The sequence below is a fragment of the Pantoea sp. alder81 genome, assembly GCF_020179835.1.
Lineage (GTDB): Bacteria > Pseudomonadota > Gammaproteobacteria > Enterobacterales > Enterobacteriaceae > Pantoea.
In genome coordinates this window covers 33,333-51,809 of the sequence record NZ_JAIUDA010000014.1, presented here as the reverse complement: position 1 = coordinate 51,809, position 18,477 = coordinate 33,333, and the positions used below count along the sequence as shown (strand labels likewise).

Genomic DNA, 18,477 nt, shown 5'->3' with positions numbered 1-18,477 from the left:
TGATGTTTCCTTAACTTACCAGCGATAGGACAAAGTGGCGCTTAACGAGCGGTCATACCCGGTGGTGCAGGTGGTGGTTGAGCAACTCACCCAATAATGCTTGTTAAGCAGGTTATTGGCGTTGAGCGCCACATTCAGTCCATGGAGATGGGGATTGATTTGACCCAGATCGTAATGAATGGCGGCATCAACCAGGGTGTAGTCCGGTACTTTTATAGTGTTGTTGGTGTCAGCCCAGGTCGAGCCCACATAGCGCACACCTGCGCCTAAGCCCAGTGAAGCCAGCGGGCCACTCGCAACGGTGTAATTGCTCCAGAGAGAGGCCATGTATTCAGGCATGGCGGTGGGCGTTTTGCCCTGTGCACCGGCCACCGTGGTCTTACTGGTCTCAAGATTGTTCCAGCTGTAACTGGCAATCAGCTTCCAGTCGTCGGTGAGGTTGGCAGTGGCTGAGGCTTCGATCCCTTTCGAGGTGACCTGTCCGGTCTGAATTTTGTTCAACGTATTGTTGGGATCGGTGGTCTGCACGTTGTCCTGCGTCAGGTCGAACCATGCCAGCGTAAACAGCGCATCGAACTGTTCTGGCTGATACTTCACACCGACTTCCCACTCTTTGCCGGTGGTGGGTTTGTAGGTTTCACCATAGAAATTGGTGCCCAGCACTGGCGCAAACGAGGTGGCATAACTGACATAAGGTGCCACACCAATATCCGTTATCCAGCTTAAGCCCGCCCGCCAGGTGAAGCGCTGATCGTCCTGCGAAGTGTAAGTGTCGTTGAGGCGGTTTTTGGTGTTCACCGAAGCCCAATCCTGACGCGCAGAGAGGTCAAGGTTCAGATGCTGGAACAGCGCGAGGCTGTTAGAGAGGTAAACGCCGGTTTCGTTAGCATTCTGCTGCGTGCTGGTATACGGCGAGGTCGTCGGGAAGCGGCCATTACCGGTCGGCTGGTAAATATCAATGCTGCTGGCCCGGCCATAGTTCAGATAGTAATCCTCCCCGGTGTGGCGGAACGACACGCCCGCAACACTGGAACCGTGTACGGGCCCTGCATCCCACTCGGTCTTGAGGTTGTTATCAGTGGCGAAGACTTTCCCATTAATACCGAACTCATAGGCCACGCGATTCAGCGTGCGCATGTCCGCCGCCAGCGACGCGCCTGAAAGCGTTTGCGTCATCAGGTCGGTTTCGGTGTAGCGGCTGGCAGAATGGAAGGTCCAGCGATCGCCAAAATGGTGGTCCAGTTCGTAACCCAGATTGCTCTGGGTCATATGGTTATCGAGATTGGTCCCATCAAGATAACTGTTGCGGTTGACCTGCCCGTTAGGGTTGCTGAGTAAGGTGCCATACAGCGGCAGGTAAGGGCGTGGTGGGCCAAATTTATTGCGGCTAACCGAGGCCAATACGGTCAATGAGGTGTCTGCATCGGGACGCCAGGTCAAGGAAGGCGCCAGGTACAGGGTGTCATCCGGGACGTTGTTGAACTGGGTATTACTGTCACGCCCCACACCCATCACGCGATAGAGCAGTGTTTTATCATCGTTAAGCGGCCCGGAGGTGTCGAACTGGCCCTGCATGCGGCCATGACTGCCGGTCTGAATGGCAACTTCATGTTGTGCATTCAAGGTGGGGCGCTTGCTGATGGCGTTGATGATGCCGCCTGGCGATCCCGCGCCGTAGAGGAAACCATTGGGGCCACGCAGCACGTCCACTTGTTCCAATCCGTAAGGTTCGTAGCGTACGTAGGACTGCTGAGTGGTGGATCGCAATCCATCCAGCAAGGTCCCGTTCAGTGTTGAATCAAAACCACGGATGTTGAAGTAGTCAAAGCGGGACGAGATCGCAGAGGTTGAGGCATACACTCCCGGTGTGTATTGCAGGGCCTGGGTGGTGCTCTGCACGTTACGATCGTCCATTTCGCTGCGGGTGATCACCGATACTGACTGGGGCGTGGCGAGAATGGATTCATTAGTGCGGCTCCCCGTTGTGCTGGTCTGTGCAACGTAGCCTTTTTCTGGTGCCGTTTTGCTGTCTGCCGTGACTTGCAAGGTATCTTCTGCCAGCGCGCAATGGGCATTAATTAACAGCGCCAGGCAGGTAAGGGGCGTGGTCCAGCGCGCCCAATTTTTATTATTGTTTTCCAAGGTATTCTCCACAATAGAAGCGACTTTTTTGTCGGCTAAAAGTGTGTCAGTGAGAATGTGGACAGACAATCAGCAACACTTTCGCTTGCCGAACTCTTTCTTTAGAAAAACACGCAAAATGAAACTTCCCGGCGTGGCCGGGAAGTCAATTTAGGATCTGTGCTGATTCTGCTGCCAACCGACGGTTTGCGTTTCGATATACCCATGGACAGGCATTTACAAAACGCTTACATTGAGAATGATAATCAATATCACTCATTTCACGGTAGGGTCAAAGATGGATTCTCAGAAGCTTTCCGCCAGAAAAAGCAAACTTAGCCAGCGAGGTGATGGCGGAGTACAGATGTTGTTGCGAGGTGATATTTCACTCACTAGCGGCAGCGTTAATCTGCAGCGGGCGATCTGGCAGGATGAGCAGCTGTTTGTGGGGCTAAAAATTATCATTATTGAGAGCGGTGAATTGCTGTGCCGTTTTCCTCAGCAAGCAGAGCGGCATATCAAAGGTCCGGCACTTTGTGCTGTCTGGAGTCAGGATTTAGCGCACGCAAGTCAGTGCTTACTGCCTGGTGCGAATCTGAGTTACACCGCAGTGAATATTTCTACACACTCGTTAAGTCAGCATCTTTGCGCCGACTCCATCAACACACTGACTGCAGGCATGCAGCTCGATTTATCCGCAAATCCTGGCATGCGCATTCAGACGACGCCAAAATGTCTGAACGGTCTGAGAGCGCAACTGTTTACCAACCCACTGCAAGGCGTTGCACGGCAGCTGTATATGACGGGCAAGGCGCTGGAGATCGTCGCTCACACGCTGGATAGTTTGGTCAGTGAAGACATAACGTTGCAGCAATCAACATTACGTTTAAGCTCCTGCGATATTGCCCGGCTGCATGATGTGAAAAATTTGCTCGCGGAGCACATCGACTCACCTCCCTCCATTCGTGATCTCAGTGCCAAAGTTGGCCTGAATACCCGCAAACTCACCGCTGGGTTCCGACGCCTGTTTAATCAGAGCATATACGGCTATTTGCAAACGCTGCGACTCGAAACCGCATGGCGTATGTTGTCGACAGGGGAAGCCAGCGTCTCTTCAGTGGCCTATCAGGTTGGTTATTCGCCCGCTCATTTCTCTGTCGCTTTCCGCAAAAAATATGGCTTTGCACCTAAGGATATGCGGGGTTGAAGCGCGTGGAAGCGTCCTGGTTACTTAGCTTAAACCCGCATTTGGACTGAGGAATATCATGTCAAATCAAGCCAGTGGAGTGAGGCAAAAGCCTACACCAGCCCATCCACAATAGTGATCATGGCTGTTGCCACGTTCTCACGCTGCTTTTTGGCTAACTGATACTCGTCCGAGTGATAGCAGTCCAGCGCTGTTTGATAATCGGGAAATTCAATGATCACATGCTTCTTAAATGCTTCGCCCTCAAGTGAGGTGGCATTTTCCCCGCGGGCAATAAACTTCGCCTGATATTTTTTAAACGCAAGCGGTGCCAGCTCAATATAATTTTGGTACTGCTGTGCATCATCAATATTGACGTGGGCGATCCAATATGCAGACATTATTTCTCCTCAGCAGTCAGAATAGATTTAGCTAGCGTGGCCGCTTCAGAAAGATGCTGTTTGACGGCCTCTTTCGCTTGTTCGGCATCGTTTTCTTCAATCGCTTCATAAATACGCGACATACGCTCAAAACCCGCCACCTGACGCTCGGGGCTGCGCAGGGTCAGTGCGCGCAGTCGGCTGATACGACTATTAAGGCGCTGGACGATTTCCCACGCAATATGATGTTTTGCAATGGAAAAGAGTTCTTCATAAAAGGCCTGAGACGCTTCAACGCGTTCAATATCATCATGATCGTGCGAGGCTTTAGCAATGCGCAGGAGTTTCTTGTGAAGATTCTTTTTATCACTGCTGGTGGCTATTTTTGCGCAATCCTTCGCCGCTTCAGATTCCAGCAGGATACGAATATCGTAAATCTGCTCGGCCACTTCCCAGGTTAATATCGCCACAATCGGGCCTTTTTTCGGCAGGTTTTCAATTAAACCTTCCGCTTCCAGATAGCGAATCACTTCGCGCACCACCGTGCGGCTTACACCTAATTCATCACACAGTGAGCGTTCAACCAAACGGTCGCCGGCTTTAAAATATCCCGAGATAATGGCCTGACGAACTTTGGCCAGTGCCAGTTCCCGTAACGTCACCGGCGTATTTTCAATTTTTAGGGAATGACTCGCATCCATAATCGTCTCTTCGTTGAAATTTAAAAATTCAGCCTGAAGTCAATGTCATGTCCTGCAAGCGTTTTAACTATTAGCACTGTTTCCGTTCTGAAAGCAACGCCGCCTTAACTCTCTTTGCCACCACCTTCAATCGACTCCTCACCGACGCGCCCGTTGAAATCAGTGTTAGCTCACAGTTTCATCATGCGGTCTGAGCACGAAATAAAAATATTCTTGAGGAATAATCAAAATCTCGTGAATTCATACCGTTATGAAACGCCTGCTACGATACTTAGTGTGAATTTTATGACCTCAGTCACACTCATCTAGCCTATCAAATCGCCTGTTACGCATTGCCCTATTGTCCACCATCTCCCAGTCATGGCGGGGTTTTGCGTCGCTAAAGCAAAGCAAAATCGCCTGCAAATTTTAATACCGTATTATGGTATACCAACTTTTGACATGCCAGAAATCTCAGTGTTATATCACTTCCCGACACACCAGATTAACAAACCGTTAACTTGAATGAGGTTCTGACCATGCATCCAGATATACGCAAGACGTTCGTTACCACCGAGACCATTTACTCCGACGGCGGCAAAGCGGCGACGACACCGCTGGTGATGATTGCGGCGGCTGTCGTGGTGAAAAATCCGTGGGCAGGCGAGGGTTTCGTGGAAGATCTCGCTCCTAAGATTCGAGAAATGGCACCCGTGTTGGGCGAGTTACTGACCGGGTTAATCGTGAAAGAAGCGGGCGGCGGCGACAAGGTTGTGGCTTATGGCAAAAGCGCCGTCGTCGGTCTGAACGGCGAACTGGAACACGCGTCAGCGCTGATTCACACCCTGCATTTCGGCAACCATTACCGCTCAGCGGTAAAGGGTAAAACCTATCTGGCCTTTAACAACACACGCGGTCCAGCCAATACGCCCATTCTGGTGCCAATGATGGGCACTGATGACGAAGGCACGCGTGAGCACTATCTCACCATGCAGTTCAACATCAACGATGCGCCATTCAGCGATGAGATTGTGATCGCGCTGGGCGCGGCACTGGGCGGCCGTCCGCATCATCGTATCGGCAACCGTTACCTTGACCTGAAAGAGTTAGGCCATGACCAGAAAAACCCAGCAGCTATCTGAGTTAGGTCTCCAGGTGGGTTACCTGGAGGCTGGACAGGGCGCGCCGCTGGTGTTGATCCACGGCGTCGGCATGAACGCTGACGCCTGGTTCCCGCAAATGGACGTGCTGAGTCGCTATTTCCGCGTGATCGCGGTGGATATGCCGGGTCATGGCGAAAGCAGCGGTTTTCGTCATCCCGCCACGTTGAAAGATTACGTGCAGTGGCTGGCCCTGTTCCTGAAATCACAGCCTGAGCCCAGCTTTGCCGTGGCCGGGCACTCAATGGGCGCACTGATCACCGCCGGTATCGCCATCGATTATCCGCAGCTGGTGAATCACGCCATTGTGATGAGCGGCGTGTTTAAACGTAACGACACGGCACGCAACGCGGTGCTGCAGCGGGCACAAGAGCTGGCCAGCGGCAATGTTCGGCTCGATGCCCCTCTGGACCGCTGGTTCAGTGACGATCACCACGAACAACCCCTGCGTAAAAAAGTGGGCACGTGGTTGCAGCAGGTGAATCTCGACGGCTATGCCCGCGCCTATCAGGCGTTTGCGGCCGGAGATCGCTTTTATTCAGAACGCTGGAACGAAATGCAATGTCCGGTGTTGGTGATGACCGGTGAACTGGATGCCAATTCGAATCCAGACATGACGCGCCAGATGGCCCAGGCCGCGCGCCAGGGGCAGGCGGTGGTGGTCGCTAACGCTAAACACATGTTGAATCTGACGGATGCCGACCGCGTGAACGAAGAGATTTTATCGTTCCTCAATCCGGTTGCTGCCGCCGTCACGCAAAAAGAGCCTGTAAAGGAGTAACTTATGGACGCAGATAAACGCAGACAGTTACGCGACGCCTTTGGCGCCTTCATGACCGGCGTCACCGTGGTCACCACCAACGATGCACAGGGACAGCCGATTGGCTTCACCGCCAATTCGTTTTCTTCGGTATCGCTCGATCCCGCGCTGCTGCTGGTGAGCATAGATAAGCGCTCCGCGAATTTCGACAACTTCACCCAGTGCCCGCACTTCGCTATTAACATCCTGGCGGAACAGCAGAAAGAGACGTCGAATATCTTCGCGCAGAAGATTGCCGATCGCTTCTCATTGGTGAAGTGGCGTAAAGGGGAGTGCAACACGCCGTTGCTGGATGACAGCTCCGCCTGGTTTGAATGTGCGATGCATCAGGTGGTGGACGCCGGTGACCACGCGATCCTGATCGGCAAAGTTGAGCAGTTCGATTCCTGCGGCACCCCGGGGCTGGGCTACTATCGCGGCGCGTACTTCACGCCTTATCAGAACGCCGAGTCCCTGATTGCCGGCCCTAACGTGGTGGTCAGTGCGTTGATTGAATCGGCGGGCCAGGCGCTGGTGGTGAAAAAAGAGAATGGTTACGGCCTGCCGTCGCAAACGGTGAACAACCGCAGCGTCAGTGAAACTCTGAAGCAGGTGTTCGATGGACTCAACATCGAAGCCAGCCCGGGTTTTGTCTACTCCATTTGGGAAGACCGCCACAAGAAACAGCAGCATATCGTGTTCCTCTGTGCACAACCGACCGGCAGCACCTTGCCAGCGGTGCAGCAGGGCGAATGGGTGGATGTCCACACGCTGGCACAACTGCCGGTGCCGGACAGCGCGTTGAAATCGCTGGTCGATCGGTTTATCCGCGAAAATGCCGTCGGTAATTACGGCCTTTATTACGGCGATGAAGTTGAGGGCTCAGTGCGCCACTTCTTTACTCCGTCTCATCAGGAGGTGGTATGAAACTTTCCCTGTTCCTGCATATGGAACGCGTGTCAGCGGATGACGCGCAGGACCAGCTGTACGATGAAATGATGGAGCTGTGTGAAATCGCGGATAAAGGCGGTTTGCACGCCATCTGGACCGGCGAACACCACGGCATGAACTTCACTATCGCGCCGAACCCGTTTATCAATCTGGTGGATATCGCCAGCCGCACGCAAAATGTGCGGCTCGGTACCGGCACCATCATCGCGCCGTTTACCCATCCGGTCCGCCTGGCGGGTGAAGCGGCAATGACGGACTTGATCACTAAAGGGCGTCTGGATCTCGGAATTGCACGCGGTGCGTACTCGTATGAATACGAGCGCCTGATGCCGGGTATGGATGCCTGGGAAGCTGGCCAGCGTATGCGTGAGCTGGTTCCGGCGGTGAAAGCGTTGTGGAAAGGGGATTACGAACACAAGGGAGAGTTCTGGAATTTCCCGTCCACAACTTCATCGCCACAGCCAAAACAGCAGCCCCATCCACCGATCTGGGTCGCCGCCCGCGATCCAAACAGTCATGAGTTTGCGGTGAAGAACGGTTGCAACGTGCAGTGTACGCCGTTGCATCAGGGAGAGGATGAGATCACGCGTCTGATCACCACGTTTAAAGACGCATGCCGTGAATACGCACCCGAGCAGCCGCTGAAGATCATGCTGTTGCAGCATGGATACATTGCCGAGGATGAGGCAGATGCGCAGCAAGCCGCTGTTGAACTCAATCGTTTTTATAACTACTTCGGTGCCTGGTTCAAGAACGAGCGTCCGGTTGAACAAGGCTTGATTAAGCCGCTGACAGAAGAAGAGATCGCGGCGAACACGTATTACAGCGTAGAAGGCATGCGCAAAAATCTCGCCATCGGTAATCCTGATCAGGTGATCGCGCGCCTGAAAAACTACGAGGCGATGGGCTACGATGAGTACGCCTTGTGGCTGGACAGCGGTATGACCTTTGATCGTAAGAAAGCGTCGCTGGAACGCTTCATTAAACACGTTGCCCCAGCATTTCATTAAGCGGAGACGTCATGGAATCCTTCAAACTCTACATCGATGGCCAATTTGACGCGGGTGCAGCGACGTTTACCTCGCTGAATCCGGCCATCGCCGAGCCGTGGGCCAGCATTGCCGAAGCGCGCAGCGAGCAAACCGACCGCGCAGTTCAGGCTGCGGCACGTGCTTTTGAATCTGACGCGTGGCGTGGGTTAACCGCCGGTGCGCGCGGCAAATTGCTGTTGAAGCTGGCGGATTTGATCGAACGTGACGCGCCGAAGCTGGCACGCCTGGAAACGCTCGATACCGGCAAAATCATCCGTGAAACCCAGGCGCAGATTGCCTACGTGGCTGAATACTACCGCTTCTATGCCGGGCTGGCGGACAAGATGGACGGCACCACGCTGAGCATTGATAAGGCCGATATGGAAACCTGGATCAAACGCGAACCGGTGGGCGTGGTGGCAGCCATTATTCCCTGGAACAGCCAGCTGTTTCTCTCAGCGGTAAAAATCGGCCCTGCCATCGCGGCCGGCTGTACGGTGGTGGTGAAAGCGGCAGAAGTTGCCCCAACGCCACTTCTGGCTTTCGCGGAGTTGGTGCATGAGGCCGGTTTCCCGGCTGGCGTCATCAACGTGATCACCGGATTTGCTGAAGGATGTGGCACGGTGCTGACACAGCACCCGCTGGTTGATCACATTGCCTTTACTGGTGGCGCAGATACGGCACGTCACATCATTCGTAACAGCGCGGAAAACCTGGCGAGTACCTCCCTGGAATTAGGCGGGAAATCACCGTTTATCGTGTTTGCCGATGCCGATTTGGACAGTGCAGCCAATGCGCAGGTGGCGGCGATCTTCTCTGCCTCGGGACAAAGCTGTGTAGCGGGTTCGCGTCTGCTGGTGGATGAACAAATCAAAGACGTGTTTCTGGAAAAGCTGGTCAGCAAGGTACGCGGGATCGTGATTGGCTGCCCGCAGCAGCAGGAAACCCAGTTTGGCCCGCTGTGTACCGACAAGCAAAAAAGCAATATTGAGCAGGTTGTTAATCGCAGCATCGAGCAGGGTGCGCGTCTGGTGATCGGCAATCAGCCGGTTGATCGCCCTGGTTTCTATTATCCGCCCACCATTCTCGATTGCAGCGCCGTACCGAATGCAGAAAGCGTGGTGCAGGAATTATTTGGACCGGTGTTGTCGGTGCTGACCTTTGAAGATGAAGCCGACGCGATTCGTCTGGCAAATGGCACGGAATATGGTCTGGCCGCCGGCGTATTTACGCAAAATCTGACGCGTGCGCACCGTGTGACGCGTAAGTTGCGCAGCGGGGTGGTGTGGCTGAACACCTACCGTGTGGTATCGCCGCTGGCGCCTTTTGGTGGTTACGGTAAGTCCGGCTTTGGTCGTGAAGGGGGTATTGATGCGGCGCTGGAATACACCACCACGAAAACTGTCTGGCTGCGAACCAGCGATGAGCCGATTGCGGATCCTTTTATTATGCGCTGAGGGGTTAAGGTGCGCTTACATGCGCACCTGCGGGAATCTGGTTTGCATTTATCAATGCGCACTCTACCAGAAATAACGTTGGAATTTTCAGCGTCGTTATTTATGACGACCGTCACATGTACAGTTGTTAAGCATTAAATAGCACCGGGAGTCTAAACGCCAATTCTTTAATAAGAAGACGAAAATACATTCGTCGGGATGGCTGTGGCTTTTTTTCGCGAGGAAGTTTTTACCCACATTAAAAAATAATCCCATTTTGAGAATTGGAGGGTACGGTGAATACACAACTACGTCAGAGTCAAATTATAGAAAATAAGTCAGTGGATTATGTCCCGGAATCGGAACGCCACGGTAAATCGCACAGTTTATTTACTTTGTGGTTCTGTACCAACATTGCACCGTTGGCGGTAGTCAGCGGCGCGATTGCCACCGAAATGTTTCATCTGAATGTTATTTCCGCGTTAACCGCGATTATTGCCGGTCATCTGTTTGGCGGGATCTTCCTTGCATTAACCTCTGCGCAAGGGCCCAAAGTCGGCATTCCACAAATGGTGCAGAGTCGCGCGCAATTTGGTCGCTACGGTTCGCTGCTGGTGATTAGCTTTACAACGGTGATTTATCTCGGGTTCTTTATCTCGAATATTTCGCTATCCGGTAAAGTCATCAACAACGTCTTTCCGTCGATGCCGGTAAGCAGTGCCACGGTCATTGGCGCTATTCTTGCCACCGCCATTGGTATCGTCGGTTATCATTTTATCCATCGCATCAATAAAGTCGGTGCATGGATCATGGGTGCGGCGCTGATTTTGGGCCTGGCGATGATGGTGTCACAACCGCTTCCCGCTGATTTTTGGCAGCGCGGCAGCATGAGTGCCGCAGGCTGGTTTGGGACGTTCTGTATCGGTGCGGTCTGGCAGATTAGTTTCTCGCCTTATACTTCTGATTATTCGCGATATCTTCCGGCCAATGTCGGTATTGCGCGTCCGTTTATCGCTACTTATCTGGGCGCCTGCGGCGGCACGATTCTGGCGTTTGTTTTCGGGATGATGGCCGTCAATATCGCGCCAACCAGTGATGCCATGATGTCAGTACGCCATGCGACCAGCTGGCTCGGACCGATTTTGATGGTGCTGTTCCTGGTCAATATTATCTGCCACAACTCAATGAATCTTTATGGTGCGGTATTGTCGCTGATTACGGCGGTGCAAACGTTCCGTCCGCACTGGACGCCGGGTGCAGCGGTGCGTTTAGTGGTGTCATCTCTGGTATTAGTGGGAAGCGTGCTGGTCGCGCTGGCGGCATCGCAGAACTTTGTTTCCTTCTTCATCAATTTGATTCTGGCATTGATTGCGGTGCTCATTCCATGGATTGTGATTAATTTGCTGGATTTCTATTATGTGAATAAGCAGAAATATGACGTTGAAGCGATATTCCGTGCTGATGGCGGACGCTATGGATTGCTGAATACTCAGGCATTGCTGGTCTATTTCGCAGGGATTATCGTGCAAATTCCCTTTGTCGAGAATGCGTTCTTTTCCGGACCTTATGCGAATATAATACCTGGCGTGGATATTTCATGGATTATCAGTTTTGTGGTCACCAGTATAGCGTATCCGATATTTCATCGGAAAAATGAGTCCAGTCTGGTGAGTACCCGGAAAAGTAAGGCGTGAAGACTAATACCCTAAGGTGAGTGCGTTATCGAGCTATTTACATGAGGAATCCCCCTCGGCTTACTCGAAAATGGTTAATGGATCGCTATATATTTTTCAGACCGGCATTAATGATGCCGGTCTTTGTAAAAGTTGGGAAAATATCCGCTCCAGGCGTGACCAAGTCGCAGTTTGCTCAGCACGATACCAGCTTGAGTGTATTGTGATCCCGAGCGCCATATTGATTTCACAACTTGGCTGCAGCTTCAATTATGTCCGGTGTGTTCTGCGTGTCTTAACGCGGTTAACACACCGAGTGAAGGCTTTTTTCATTTTAAAAACTATCCACAAATTTCGCCCGCGGGCTGGTGTGTCAACAATGATTCACTGCGTTTATAACTGCACTGCGTCAGCGACAGTAATCCGCTGAACTAGTGATATTCTTTTAGCCCACAACTCTAACATCGCTGGCGGTTTAGTAGTGCAGAGCCTGGCCCCATCCTTATGCTGGTGCAGGCCTTTACATGCGCGCGGATTCTAAGCGAAATTCTCATTCGGACGTGCTCTAATTCCATAGAGGAACAATCACGAACCCTTTCATCTACTAAATAGACCTTAATCGCGATGCCATTTTTTCATACTTGGCATTACCCGGGTACTCATGGATCACTTTATGTGGAATGGAAAATCTACAGGATTAGTTCGGATTTGAATGGCTGCTATGAGCTGTGAATTCAACCGATGGATGCAACACATTGGTTAAAACGCTCTGCGGGTGATTCATAGTCTAGCGTTTTTCTTGGCCTCTCGTTGAGCTGCCTGGCAACACTGTTTAGTCTTTGCTGGCTGTGAACCGACAAGTCAGTTCCTTTTGGAAAATACTGCCTAAGCAATCTGTTCGTATTTTCATTGGAGCCGCGTTGCCAGGGAGATTGAGGATCACAAAAATAGACCTCAATTTCTGTCGCTACAGTAAAAAGGGTGTGATTAGTCATTTCCGCCCCTCGATCCCAAGTTAATGTTTTATACAGTTCAACAGGCAGCTGCCGGGCTTGTTTGATTAGTGCGGATATGACTGTGGCTGTCTTGTTATCACTGATTTTGGCAAGCATAACAAAGCGGGAATGGCGTTCTACCATCGTGACAATATATGAGTTTTTAGAGCCCTGTATCAGGTCTCCCTCCCAGTGACCTGGTATGGCTCTGTCTGCAACATCAGATGGCCTTTCGCTGATGGGTATTGCATGCGGAATTGAGCCTAATCCCTTTCTTTTAAGTGATGTCGTTCTGGATTTACGTACTACTCTTCCGCTTCTTAGGCACTGCTGCAGCTCTTTTTTTAAAGCTCCCCGGGTTTGTATAAAAAGCGTTTTATAAATCGTTTCGTGTGACACCTGCATTTCCTGATTATCCGGATAACAGCGTTTAAGCCAACCGGCGATTTGTTCCGGCGACCAGTCCTGATACATCTTCTCTGCAATGATTTTACACAATGCGGGGCATCCAATTAGCTTGCAAGGTTTTGGCCTCAGGGCACTGTCCCACGCGTCCTTATCAGCTTTTGCAGCTCGGTAATGTTTTGCACCTCCATGCCTTTTGATCTCGCGGCTAACAGTTGAAGGGGCTCTTGATAATTTGTCAGCGATGTCCCTGATGCTACTTTTTGCTACCAGCCCTCTGGATATTTCCTCTCTTTCATCAAGTGAAAGAGCCAGCCGGTGTCGCTTTCTGACAGGAGGGCGATAACCACCAGTCTGGTGAATAGTGGGCATAACAGAAGAGTGATATCTGTCGAACATTCTGGCGATATCATGCAGGGAATCACCTTGCTTATACCTGTCCCAGATAATCGCTTTCTGTTCTGGCGTGTAGTAAATGCGCGTTCTTCGTTTCATGGCAACGTCCCCCCTTGTTTAAGGATAGCGTTGCGTCGACCCGTTGAACTCACAGCGAAAAGAAGACATTTGAGGGGGGAGTTCCGGCAGCTGATCTGCCGGTTTACTATTAGCTTAGGGCGTTTCAATTAATGAAACTTCATAATGAATTCCCGGCATCATGACCTCCAAACCGTCTGTCAGCATTTTGCCGGCCTCATGCAGAGCTTCAATTGGCATCTGTGGCAGACTCTCCAGAATGAACCACATGTGTTTATCTGAAGAATTCAGTCGCGTTCTTATTCCCTGCCGCCAGTTCCAGCGTCGGCAGGTAACGCCTGAGTCGTCGCACCAGACTACCTCTCCCGCATCGGGCTGTTCAACGTAGGGTTCACCATCTTTGAGGGTGTCAAATGGTTCACTGCCGTCTGAAATAATGAGACGGGGAACGCCACGATAGGCTTCCAGATTTTCACCACCCACTGGAACGGCATACCGCAGACTCACTGCGTTATAAAGGTCAACTACAGGGTCAAGCGGTGTCATAAACCCGTCTCGTAACACGCGTTTGCGAAGAGCTTCTGCTGAACAGGGCGTGCGCCTTGGCTTCGCGCCGAAGGCGCGAAAGGTTTCAGACCATGCATTGAGATGCGTTTCAGCCCACACAGGTTGTCCGTTGAGTACCTCTTCACAGGCTTTACGAAGCGCTTCTTCCCCAAAGTTGGCGTTAACCAGCGGTGCAGCTGATACGCTGATGCTGAGAGCGCGGAAGCCGGGAGCCAGACGGGCAACCTCGGAACTGATTGACGGATGAGCTATGAGCATTTAATAATCCTGAAATGACCGCTTTAGATTATGATAATGACCGATGACCAAAAAAGTCAATATAACGACCGGCGCTGATGCTTCCAAAATTAATGAGGCGCTTTCCGCTTCCCTGAAGCAGTATCGCAGCCAGAAAAAAATGTCGCTTGATGAACTCTCACGTCTGGCTGGTGTGAGCAAAGGTATGCTGGTTGAAATTGAAGCATGCAGGGCAAACCCTAGCATCGCAATCCTCTGCAAGCTGGCCGCAGCGATGGGCGTCTCGGTAGCAGACATTGTCAACGTTGCCAGTAAACCCAACGCGCATCTGATTGCAGCACGTGATATACCCTGCCTGTGGAGTGGAGGAAATGGCGGCACCGCGCGCTTGCTGGCTGGCACAAGCGGACCGGATATGATCGAGTTGTGGGAGTGGAAAATGCATCCTGGAGAGATTTTCGATTCCCCGGGACACTCAGATGGCACGTGCGAACTTTTACATGTAGTGCAGGGCTCTCTTCTACTGACTTTAGGGGAGGAGCGTCTGATTGTAAGTGAAGGTTCTTCAGTGATAGCCCGGACAGACCTGCCACATAGTTATAGCTGTAATGAGGGCGGCCCACTTAAGTTTACCATGACGGTAAGCGAGCGGGTGCGCTGACGTACCCAAGCTCGTAAAATCATGGGCTTATTAAGAATGCCGGGTTAATTGATACCGCCATTCAAATTGAGAATAATGGTGCTATTAAACGAGACGCGAATCTCAACAAAAACATCCAACATTTACCTCTCGTCTGCAATTTCATTAAGGTCCACTTCAGGCATGGAGCAGACCTGCAGCTGCTCGAGCTTCGCTATGAGCGAAGAACGGAAGTTCTCATTTGTCATGACCGCCGGGATGCAGGACTAACATTCGCGTGTGATAATCAACGGGGAACAAGTCAGGTTGGCTTCAAGCGCCAGCCCGCGGGACTCAAGCAATGCGAGCTGGCGATGCTGTGCAAGTGCGTCGTTATCGGTTGTTAAAACCTGAATGTAGGTTGCCAGTCCTGCACCGTAGCGCTGCCCGACTAACTTCGCGGCATCATCAGCGGTCTGAACTGCCTGCTGTTGCAGTTCGATACGCTCGCGTAACCAGCGAATGGAAGAGAGCTGGTCAGAGATATCGTGTAGGGCATCTACCAGCGTCTGGTTGTAATTCTCGACGGCAATATCGTAGGCGGCATTCTGCGCGGCGAGGTTGGCGCGGAGCCTTCCGCCTTCAAAGATAGGTAAGCTAATAGCTGGTCCTATCCCAAGGATTCGGCTGCTTGCCGAGCTGATCTGATCAAAACCAAGGCTTTGATATCCGGCATAAGCGGTAAGGTTAATATTGGGATAGAAGCGAGCCTGGGCGCCTTCTATGTCGTGGCTGGCCGCTTCTACCCGCCAGCGCTGGGCGACAACATCAGGACGATGTCCCAGAAGCTCGGCCGGTAATACGCTGGGGATAGTGACAGTGTCGAATGGCTTAATGTGCGGTGCGGTAATCGCCTGTCCGCGATCCGGACCTTTACCCAGAAGTGCAGCCAATTTGTTGCGACTCAGTTCCTGAGATTCCTTGAGCGCAGCGATGCGCGCACGGGTAGCAGGGATCGCTGCCTGAGACTGTTTGATGTCAATTTGCGAATCCAGCTCCGCGGAAAAACGCTGTTGAGTAAGTTCCAGGACCTTCAGCTGTTGAATGAGCATCTGCTGTTCGATAGCCAGCTGATGATAGCTTTCCTCCAGTCCGATATAAGTCTGAACAATGGCAGAGGACAGCATCAGTTGTGTGGCATAGCGGTCAACTTCCATCGCCCTGGTGCGGCCAACTGAAGCCTCAACGGCTGTGCGGTTCTTCCCCCAGAAATCCAGTTCATAGCTCAAGTTGAGCGTGTCCTGGTTCACTGTCTGCCATGTGCCAGCCATGACCGCCGGTGTGGTGCCATTCTCGCTGTACCGTTGACGGGTACTGGCAATGTTTGCATCCAGTTTGGGTAACTGCTGTGACTGCATCATCCCCTGAACGGCCTCAGCCTGGCGAACACGTGCAGATGCAGCACCCAAGGTCGGGCTATTTGCCAGCGCTTCATCAATGAGCTCGTCGAGCTGGCCGTCACCAAAGGCACGCCACCATTTCTCCTGTGGCCAGTTGGCTTTCGATACAGATATGCCTTCAATCGCTTTACTGGCTTCAAGACTCTCAGGCTTAGAGGCTACAGAAGACGTCTTGAGGTCTCCGGGAACACATCCCGTCAGAATCAGTGCTGCAACCAAAGTGACGGCGATTCGTGGGACACCGAGGGGAGGGTGATCAAAAACGCTCCCGATTTTGAATGATAATATTGTCATAGAAACCATCAGTATCTATATAGGTAAAAAATAAAGGCCCAGTGGACCTTTCATTGAAGAATTACAATCTCTTTGGGTTCTATAAGCCCTTGAGCCACAATTTTTACCGCTTGTTCAATCTGCTGTGTTTCCTCCAGATTACCGGTGAGCAGGTGTAACCAGGACAAGCCGGTCAACATGGATGCTGCTGCCTCAATAGCTGTTGTATCCTTAATCTCGCCGCGTGCAAGTGATTGATCGAAAATTCGCCGCATAGAGCGCTCGCGACGAGGTAGAAAAATTTTGCGAAACTCTTCCAGTGATTCAGGTTTAAGCTGGATTTCAGTGATGAAACTCCGTAAGGCTTCGCCTGATCGGGTTGTCCGCCACCAGTTCCAAAGTGAACCAAGATGAATATTCAAATCCAGCTCCAGACTACCGGTGCTGGGAATAACCAGCGATGCTTCACCTGAAAGTTCGTAAACTTCCCGGATGAGTGCAGCTTTGCTGCCCCACCAGCGATAAATGGTGGGTTTGCTTGCCCCAGCTCGTGCTACAACTGCATCCAGGGTAAAATCCTTGTATCCATGCTCCTCCAGTATGTCTGCCGCAGCCTTCAGTATTGCCTCCGTGCTTTCCGGACTGCGCACTGCGCCAATAGATAATCGGCTGCGACTTTTTTGTTTGTGAACTCCTGCGGAAGCAGAAGGTACTTTACTTTTGGCGGTCATGGAATGAAGTTCCTTTGCATCTCACCATTGAATGATCAAGGGTAGTAACAGAATGAATTTGGAATAGATACTGAGAGTATTTATAAAGAGTTTTGTTTCACCAGTCAACTATCATCATGATTGGTTAAATCACCATTTTCACGGCGAATACAAACCTGATTCTTTGTGTATCAAGTAAAAAGTGCAAACACAGGGTGCTAAGAACAACTCGTTGATGGCTTTAAATGAACCGAAGAAACGGAAAAATGAATACCTGTAGCAATCCTTACGAATTACTATCTCTGCCACTCAGTTGTTGTAAGCATGGCCAAATGAGCAGTTTTAAGCTTACATCGGACCGAGCACCTCTAAGGGATTTAAGACGAGCCGTTCAGTATGATTTTGCTTGAGACTTAAGATGCAGGGGTAAGGCTTGGGCAAAATGGTCGATAAATGCTCGTAATTTTATACCAACGTGTCGGTTATTGGGCCAGACAATGTTGATACTCCGTGAGTGCTTAAACTATTTTGCATACGAATCATTTTACCTTCAGTCAAATAACGCTGACAGACTATATCAGGAAAATAAGCTATCCCCGCGCATGCCTTGCATAAATGGCATATCATTGAAATAGAATTGAACGTTTTATGTTGGCTGGCTTTCTTAATATCGAATTGCAACGTATTATTCCATAACTCAATATTTCCCGATGAAGGATAACGGTAAAAAATAAATGATTATCGGAGATGATTTCTGTAGGTGTGTAGTTTATAGAATGGAAAACTTCCATTGAAAGGCTACCAATTTTTTTGGAAAAAACCTTTAGTAGGAAATGTCCCCGAACCGGATTACGGCGTCAAAATCATCTCTATTTATATCGCAATGGTCATCGTCCAGGTGGACCTCAAGTTCGACTTGAGGATGTAAGTCAATAAACTCAGCAATAAAAGAGCTAAAGAGAGTAGCTATGTTGGGAATGCTGATTTTAATTTTTCCCTGATATCCCTTCTTAAGATCACCGAATGAGGTCACTGCTTTATCGAACTTACCTAGAGTTCTGGCTGCATGGTGAATTGAATTCAACCCTAATTAAAGGGTAAGTTTTTTAATTTTTTATCTCCCGGTGTAATGAAGTCTTCTGATGGGAAGTTGTTCTTTTAATGATTAAATTCCTTTCTCAATGGGTGGTATACATATAAATATAATGCTGGAATGGATACTGTTACTTCCTCGGGAACAATAGTGGCATTACTGACAGTGTATATATTGATTCTATATTTTTTACTAATGATGATTTTAAATCTTATGATTTTTTTTGA

15 protein-coding genes are annotated in these 18,477 nt (G+C 50.8%); 8 read left to right on the top strand and 7 right to left on the bottom strand.

Translation table 11 applies throughout. From position 1 onward, the window contains the following. Positions 1–15: 15 nt before the first annotated feature. Positions 16–2,142 carry a TonB-dependent siderophore receptor gene (locus LBW88_RS24850; protein ID WP_224934542.1) on the bottom strand — a complete coding sequence of 709 codons (2,127 nt, stop codon included), beginning with the start codon at positions 2,140–2,142 and terminating at the stop codon, positions 16–18. 343 nt (positions 2,143–2,485) lie between these two features. Between LBW88_RS24850 and LBW88_RS24845 the strand changes: the two genes are divergently transcribed. Then, positions 2,486–3,328 carry a helix-turn-helix domain-containing protein gene (locus LBW88_RS24845; protein ID WP_224934540.1) on the top strand — a complete coding sequence of 281 codons (843 nt, stop codon included), beginning with the start codon at positions 2,486–2,488 and terminating at the stop codon, positions 3,326–3,328. Between the two features lie 92 nt (positions 3,329–3,420). On the opposite strand, the gene LBW88_RS24840 is transcribed toward LBW88_RS24845, so the two are convergent. Both LBW88_RS24840 and LBW88_RS24835 read right to left on the bottom strand, forming a co-directional pair. Then, entirely contained in the window at positions 3,421–3,708 is a 288-nt protein-coding gene (locus LBW88_RS24840) for a DUF1330 domain-containing protein (protein WP_224934538.1), read from the bottom strand. Further along, on the bottom strand, positions 3,708–4,388 hold the full coding sequence (locus LBW88_RS24835) for a GntR family transcriptional regulator (RefSeq protein WP_224934536.1): 681 nt from the start codon (positions 4,386–4,388) through the stop codon (positions 3,708–3,710). Before LBW88_RS24835 ends, LBW88_RS24840 begins: the two co-directional genes overlap by 1 nt. 518 nt (positions 4,389–4,906) lie before the next feature. Between LBW88_RS24835 and LBW88_RS24830 the strand changes: the two genes are divergently transcribed. The 6 genes from LBW88_RS24830 (at position 4,907) to LBW88_RS24805 (ending at position 11,438) form a co-directional block, all read left to right on the top strand. Then, entirely contained in the window at positions 4,907–5,509 is a 603-nt protein-coding gene (locus LBW88_RS24830; RefSeq protein WP_224934534.1) for an amino acid synthesis family protein, read from the top strand. After that, positions 5,481–6,308 carry an alpha/beta fold hydrolase gene (locus LBW88_RS24825; protein WP_224934532.1) on the top strand — a complete coding sequence of 276 codons (828 nt, stop codon included), beginning with the start codon at positions 5,481–5,483 and terminating at the stop codon, positions 6,306–6,308. The genes LBW88_RS24830 and LBW88_RS24825 overlap by 29 nt, the downstream gene beginning before the upstream one ends. Positions 6,309–6,311: 3 nt before the next feature. After that, positions 6,312–7,253: a flavin reductase family protein gene (locus LBW88_RS24820; protein ID WP_224934531.1), complete on the top strand. Its 942-nt coding sequence runs from the start codon at positions 6,312–6,314 to the stop codon at positions 7,251–7,253. Beyond that, complete coding sequence (locus LBW88_RS24815) at positions 7,250–8,287, top strand: LLM class flavin-dependent oxidoreductase (RefSeq protein WP_224934529.1); 1,038 nt, start codon at positions 7,250–7,252, stop codon at positions 8,285–8,287. The genes LBW88_RS24820 and LBW88_RS24815 overlap by 4 nt, the downstream gene beginning before the upstream one ends. Positions 8,288–8,298: 11 nt before the next feature. Continuing rightward, positions 8,299–9,765: an aldehyde dehydrogenase gene (locus LBW88_RS24810; RefSeq protein ID WP_224934527.1), complete on the top strand. Its 1,467-nt coding sequence runs from the start codon at positions 8,299–8,301 to the stop codon at positions 9,763–9,765. Between the two features lie 275 nt (positions 9,766–10,040). Further along, positions 10,041–11,438, top strand: a complete 1,398-nt coding sequence (locus LBW88_RS24805; protein WP_224934525.1) for a purine-cytosine permease family protein — start codon at positions 10,041–10,043, stop codon at positions 11,436–11,438. A 713-nt stretch (positions 11,439–12,151) separates the two neighbouring features. Here the strand turns inward: LBW88_RS24805 and LBW88_RS24800 are convergent. Both LBW88_RS24800 and LBW88_RS24795 read right to left on the bottom strand, forming a co-directional pair. Continuing rightward, positions 12,152–13,312, bottom strand: a complete 1,161-nt coding sequence (locus tag LBW88_RS24800; protein ID WP_224934523.1) for an IS30 family transposase — start codon at positions 13,310–13,312, stop codon at positions 12,152–12,154. Between the two features lie 114 nt (positions 13,313–13,426). Beyond that, positions 13,427–14,116, bottom strand: coding sequence for a B3/4 domain-containing protein (locus LBW88_RS24795; RefSeq protein WP_224934520.1), 690 nt, complete (start codon positions 14,114–14,116; stop codon positions 13,427–13,429). A gap of 43 nt (positions 14,117–14,159) precedes the next feature. On the opposite strand from LBW88_RS24795, the gene LBW88_RS24790 reads away from it, so the two are divergent. Beyond that, entirely contained in the window at positions 14,160–14,756 is a 597-nt protein-coding gene (locus LBW88_RS24790) for an XRE family transcriptional regulator (protein WP_224934518.1), read from the top strand. Between the two features lie 245 nt (positions 14,757–15,001). On the opposite strand, the gene LBW88_RS24785 is transcribed toward LBW88_RS24790, so the two are convergent. Then, on the bottom strand, positions 15,002–16,393 hold the full coding sequence (locus LBW88_RS24785) for an efflux transporter outer membrane subunit (RefSeq protein WP_224934516.1): 1,392 nt from the start codon (positions 16,391–16,393) through the stop codon (positions 15,002–15,004). A gap of 125 nt (positions 16,394–16,518) precedes the next feature. Further along, entirely contained in the window at positions 16,519–17,178 is a 660-nt protein-coding gene (locus tag LBW88_RS24780; protein ID WP_224934514.1) for a TetR/AcrR family transcriptional regulator, read from the bottom strand. Positions 17,179–18,477 lie beyond the last annotated feature (1,299 nt).

Bases quoted from the DNA above. Each gene is read 5' to 3' on its own strand.
- LBW88_RS24810 (WP_224934527.1), top strand. From the start codon at position 8,299: ATGGAATCCTTCAAACTCTACATCGATGGCCAATTTGACGCGGGTGCA.
- LBW88_RS24795 (WP_224934520.1), bottom strand. From the start codon at position 14,116: ATGCTCATAGCTCATCCGTCAATCAGTTCCGAGGTTGCCCGTCTGGCT.
- LBW88_RS24840 (WP_224934538.1), bottom strand. From the start codon at position 3,708: ATGTCTGCATATTGGATCGCCCACGTCAATATTGATGATGCACAGCAG.
- LBW88_RS24830 (WP_224934534.1), top strand. From the start codon at position 4,907: ATGCATCCAGATATACGCAAGACGTTCGTTACCACCGAGACCATTTAC.
- LBW88_RS24790 (WP_224934518.1), top strand. From the start codon at position 14,160: ATGACCAAAAAAGTCAATATAACGACCGGCGCTGATGCTTCCAAAATT.
- LBW88_RS24835 (WP_224934536.1), bottom strand. From the start codon at position 4,388: ATGGATGCGAGTCATTCCCTAAAAATTGAAAATACGCCGGTGACGTTA.
- LBW88_RS24845 (WP_224934540.1), top strand. From the start codon at position 2,486: ATGTTGTTGCGAGGTGATATTTCACTCACTAGCGGCAGCGTTAATCTG.
- LBW88_RS24815 (WP_224934529.1), top strand. From the start codon at position 7,250: ATGAAACTTTCCCTGTTCCTGCATATGGAACGCGTGTCAGCGGATGAC.
- LBW88_RS24780 (WP_224934514.1), bottom strand. From the start codon at position 17,178: ATGACCGCCAAAAGTAAAGTACCTTCTGCTTCCGCAGGAGTTCACAAA.
- LBW88_RS24800 (WP_224934523.1), bottom strand. From the start codon at position 13,312: ATGAAACGAAGAACGCGCATTTACTACACGCCAGAACAGAAAGCGATT.
- LBW88_RS24825 (WP_224934532.1), top strand. From the start codon at position 5,481: ATGACCAGAAAAACCCAGCAGCTATCTGAGTTAGGTCTCCAGGTGGGT.
- LBW88_RS24820 (WP_224934531.1), top strand. From the start codon at position 6,312: ATGGACGCAGATAAACGCAGACAGTTACGCGACGCCTTTGGCGCCTTC.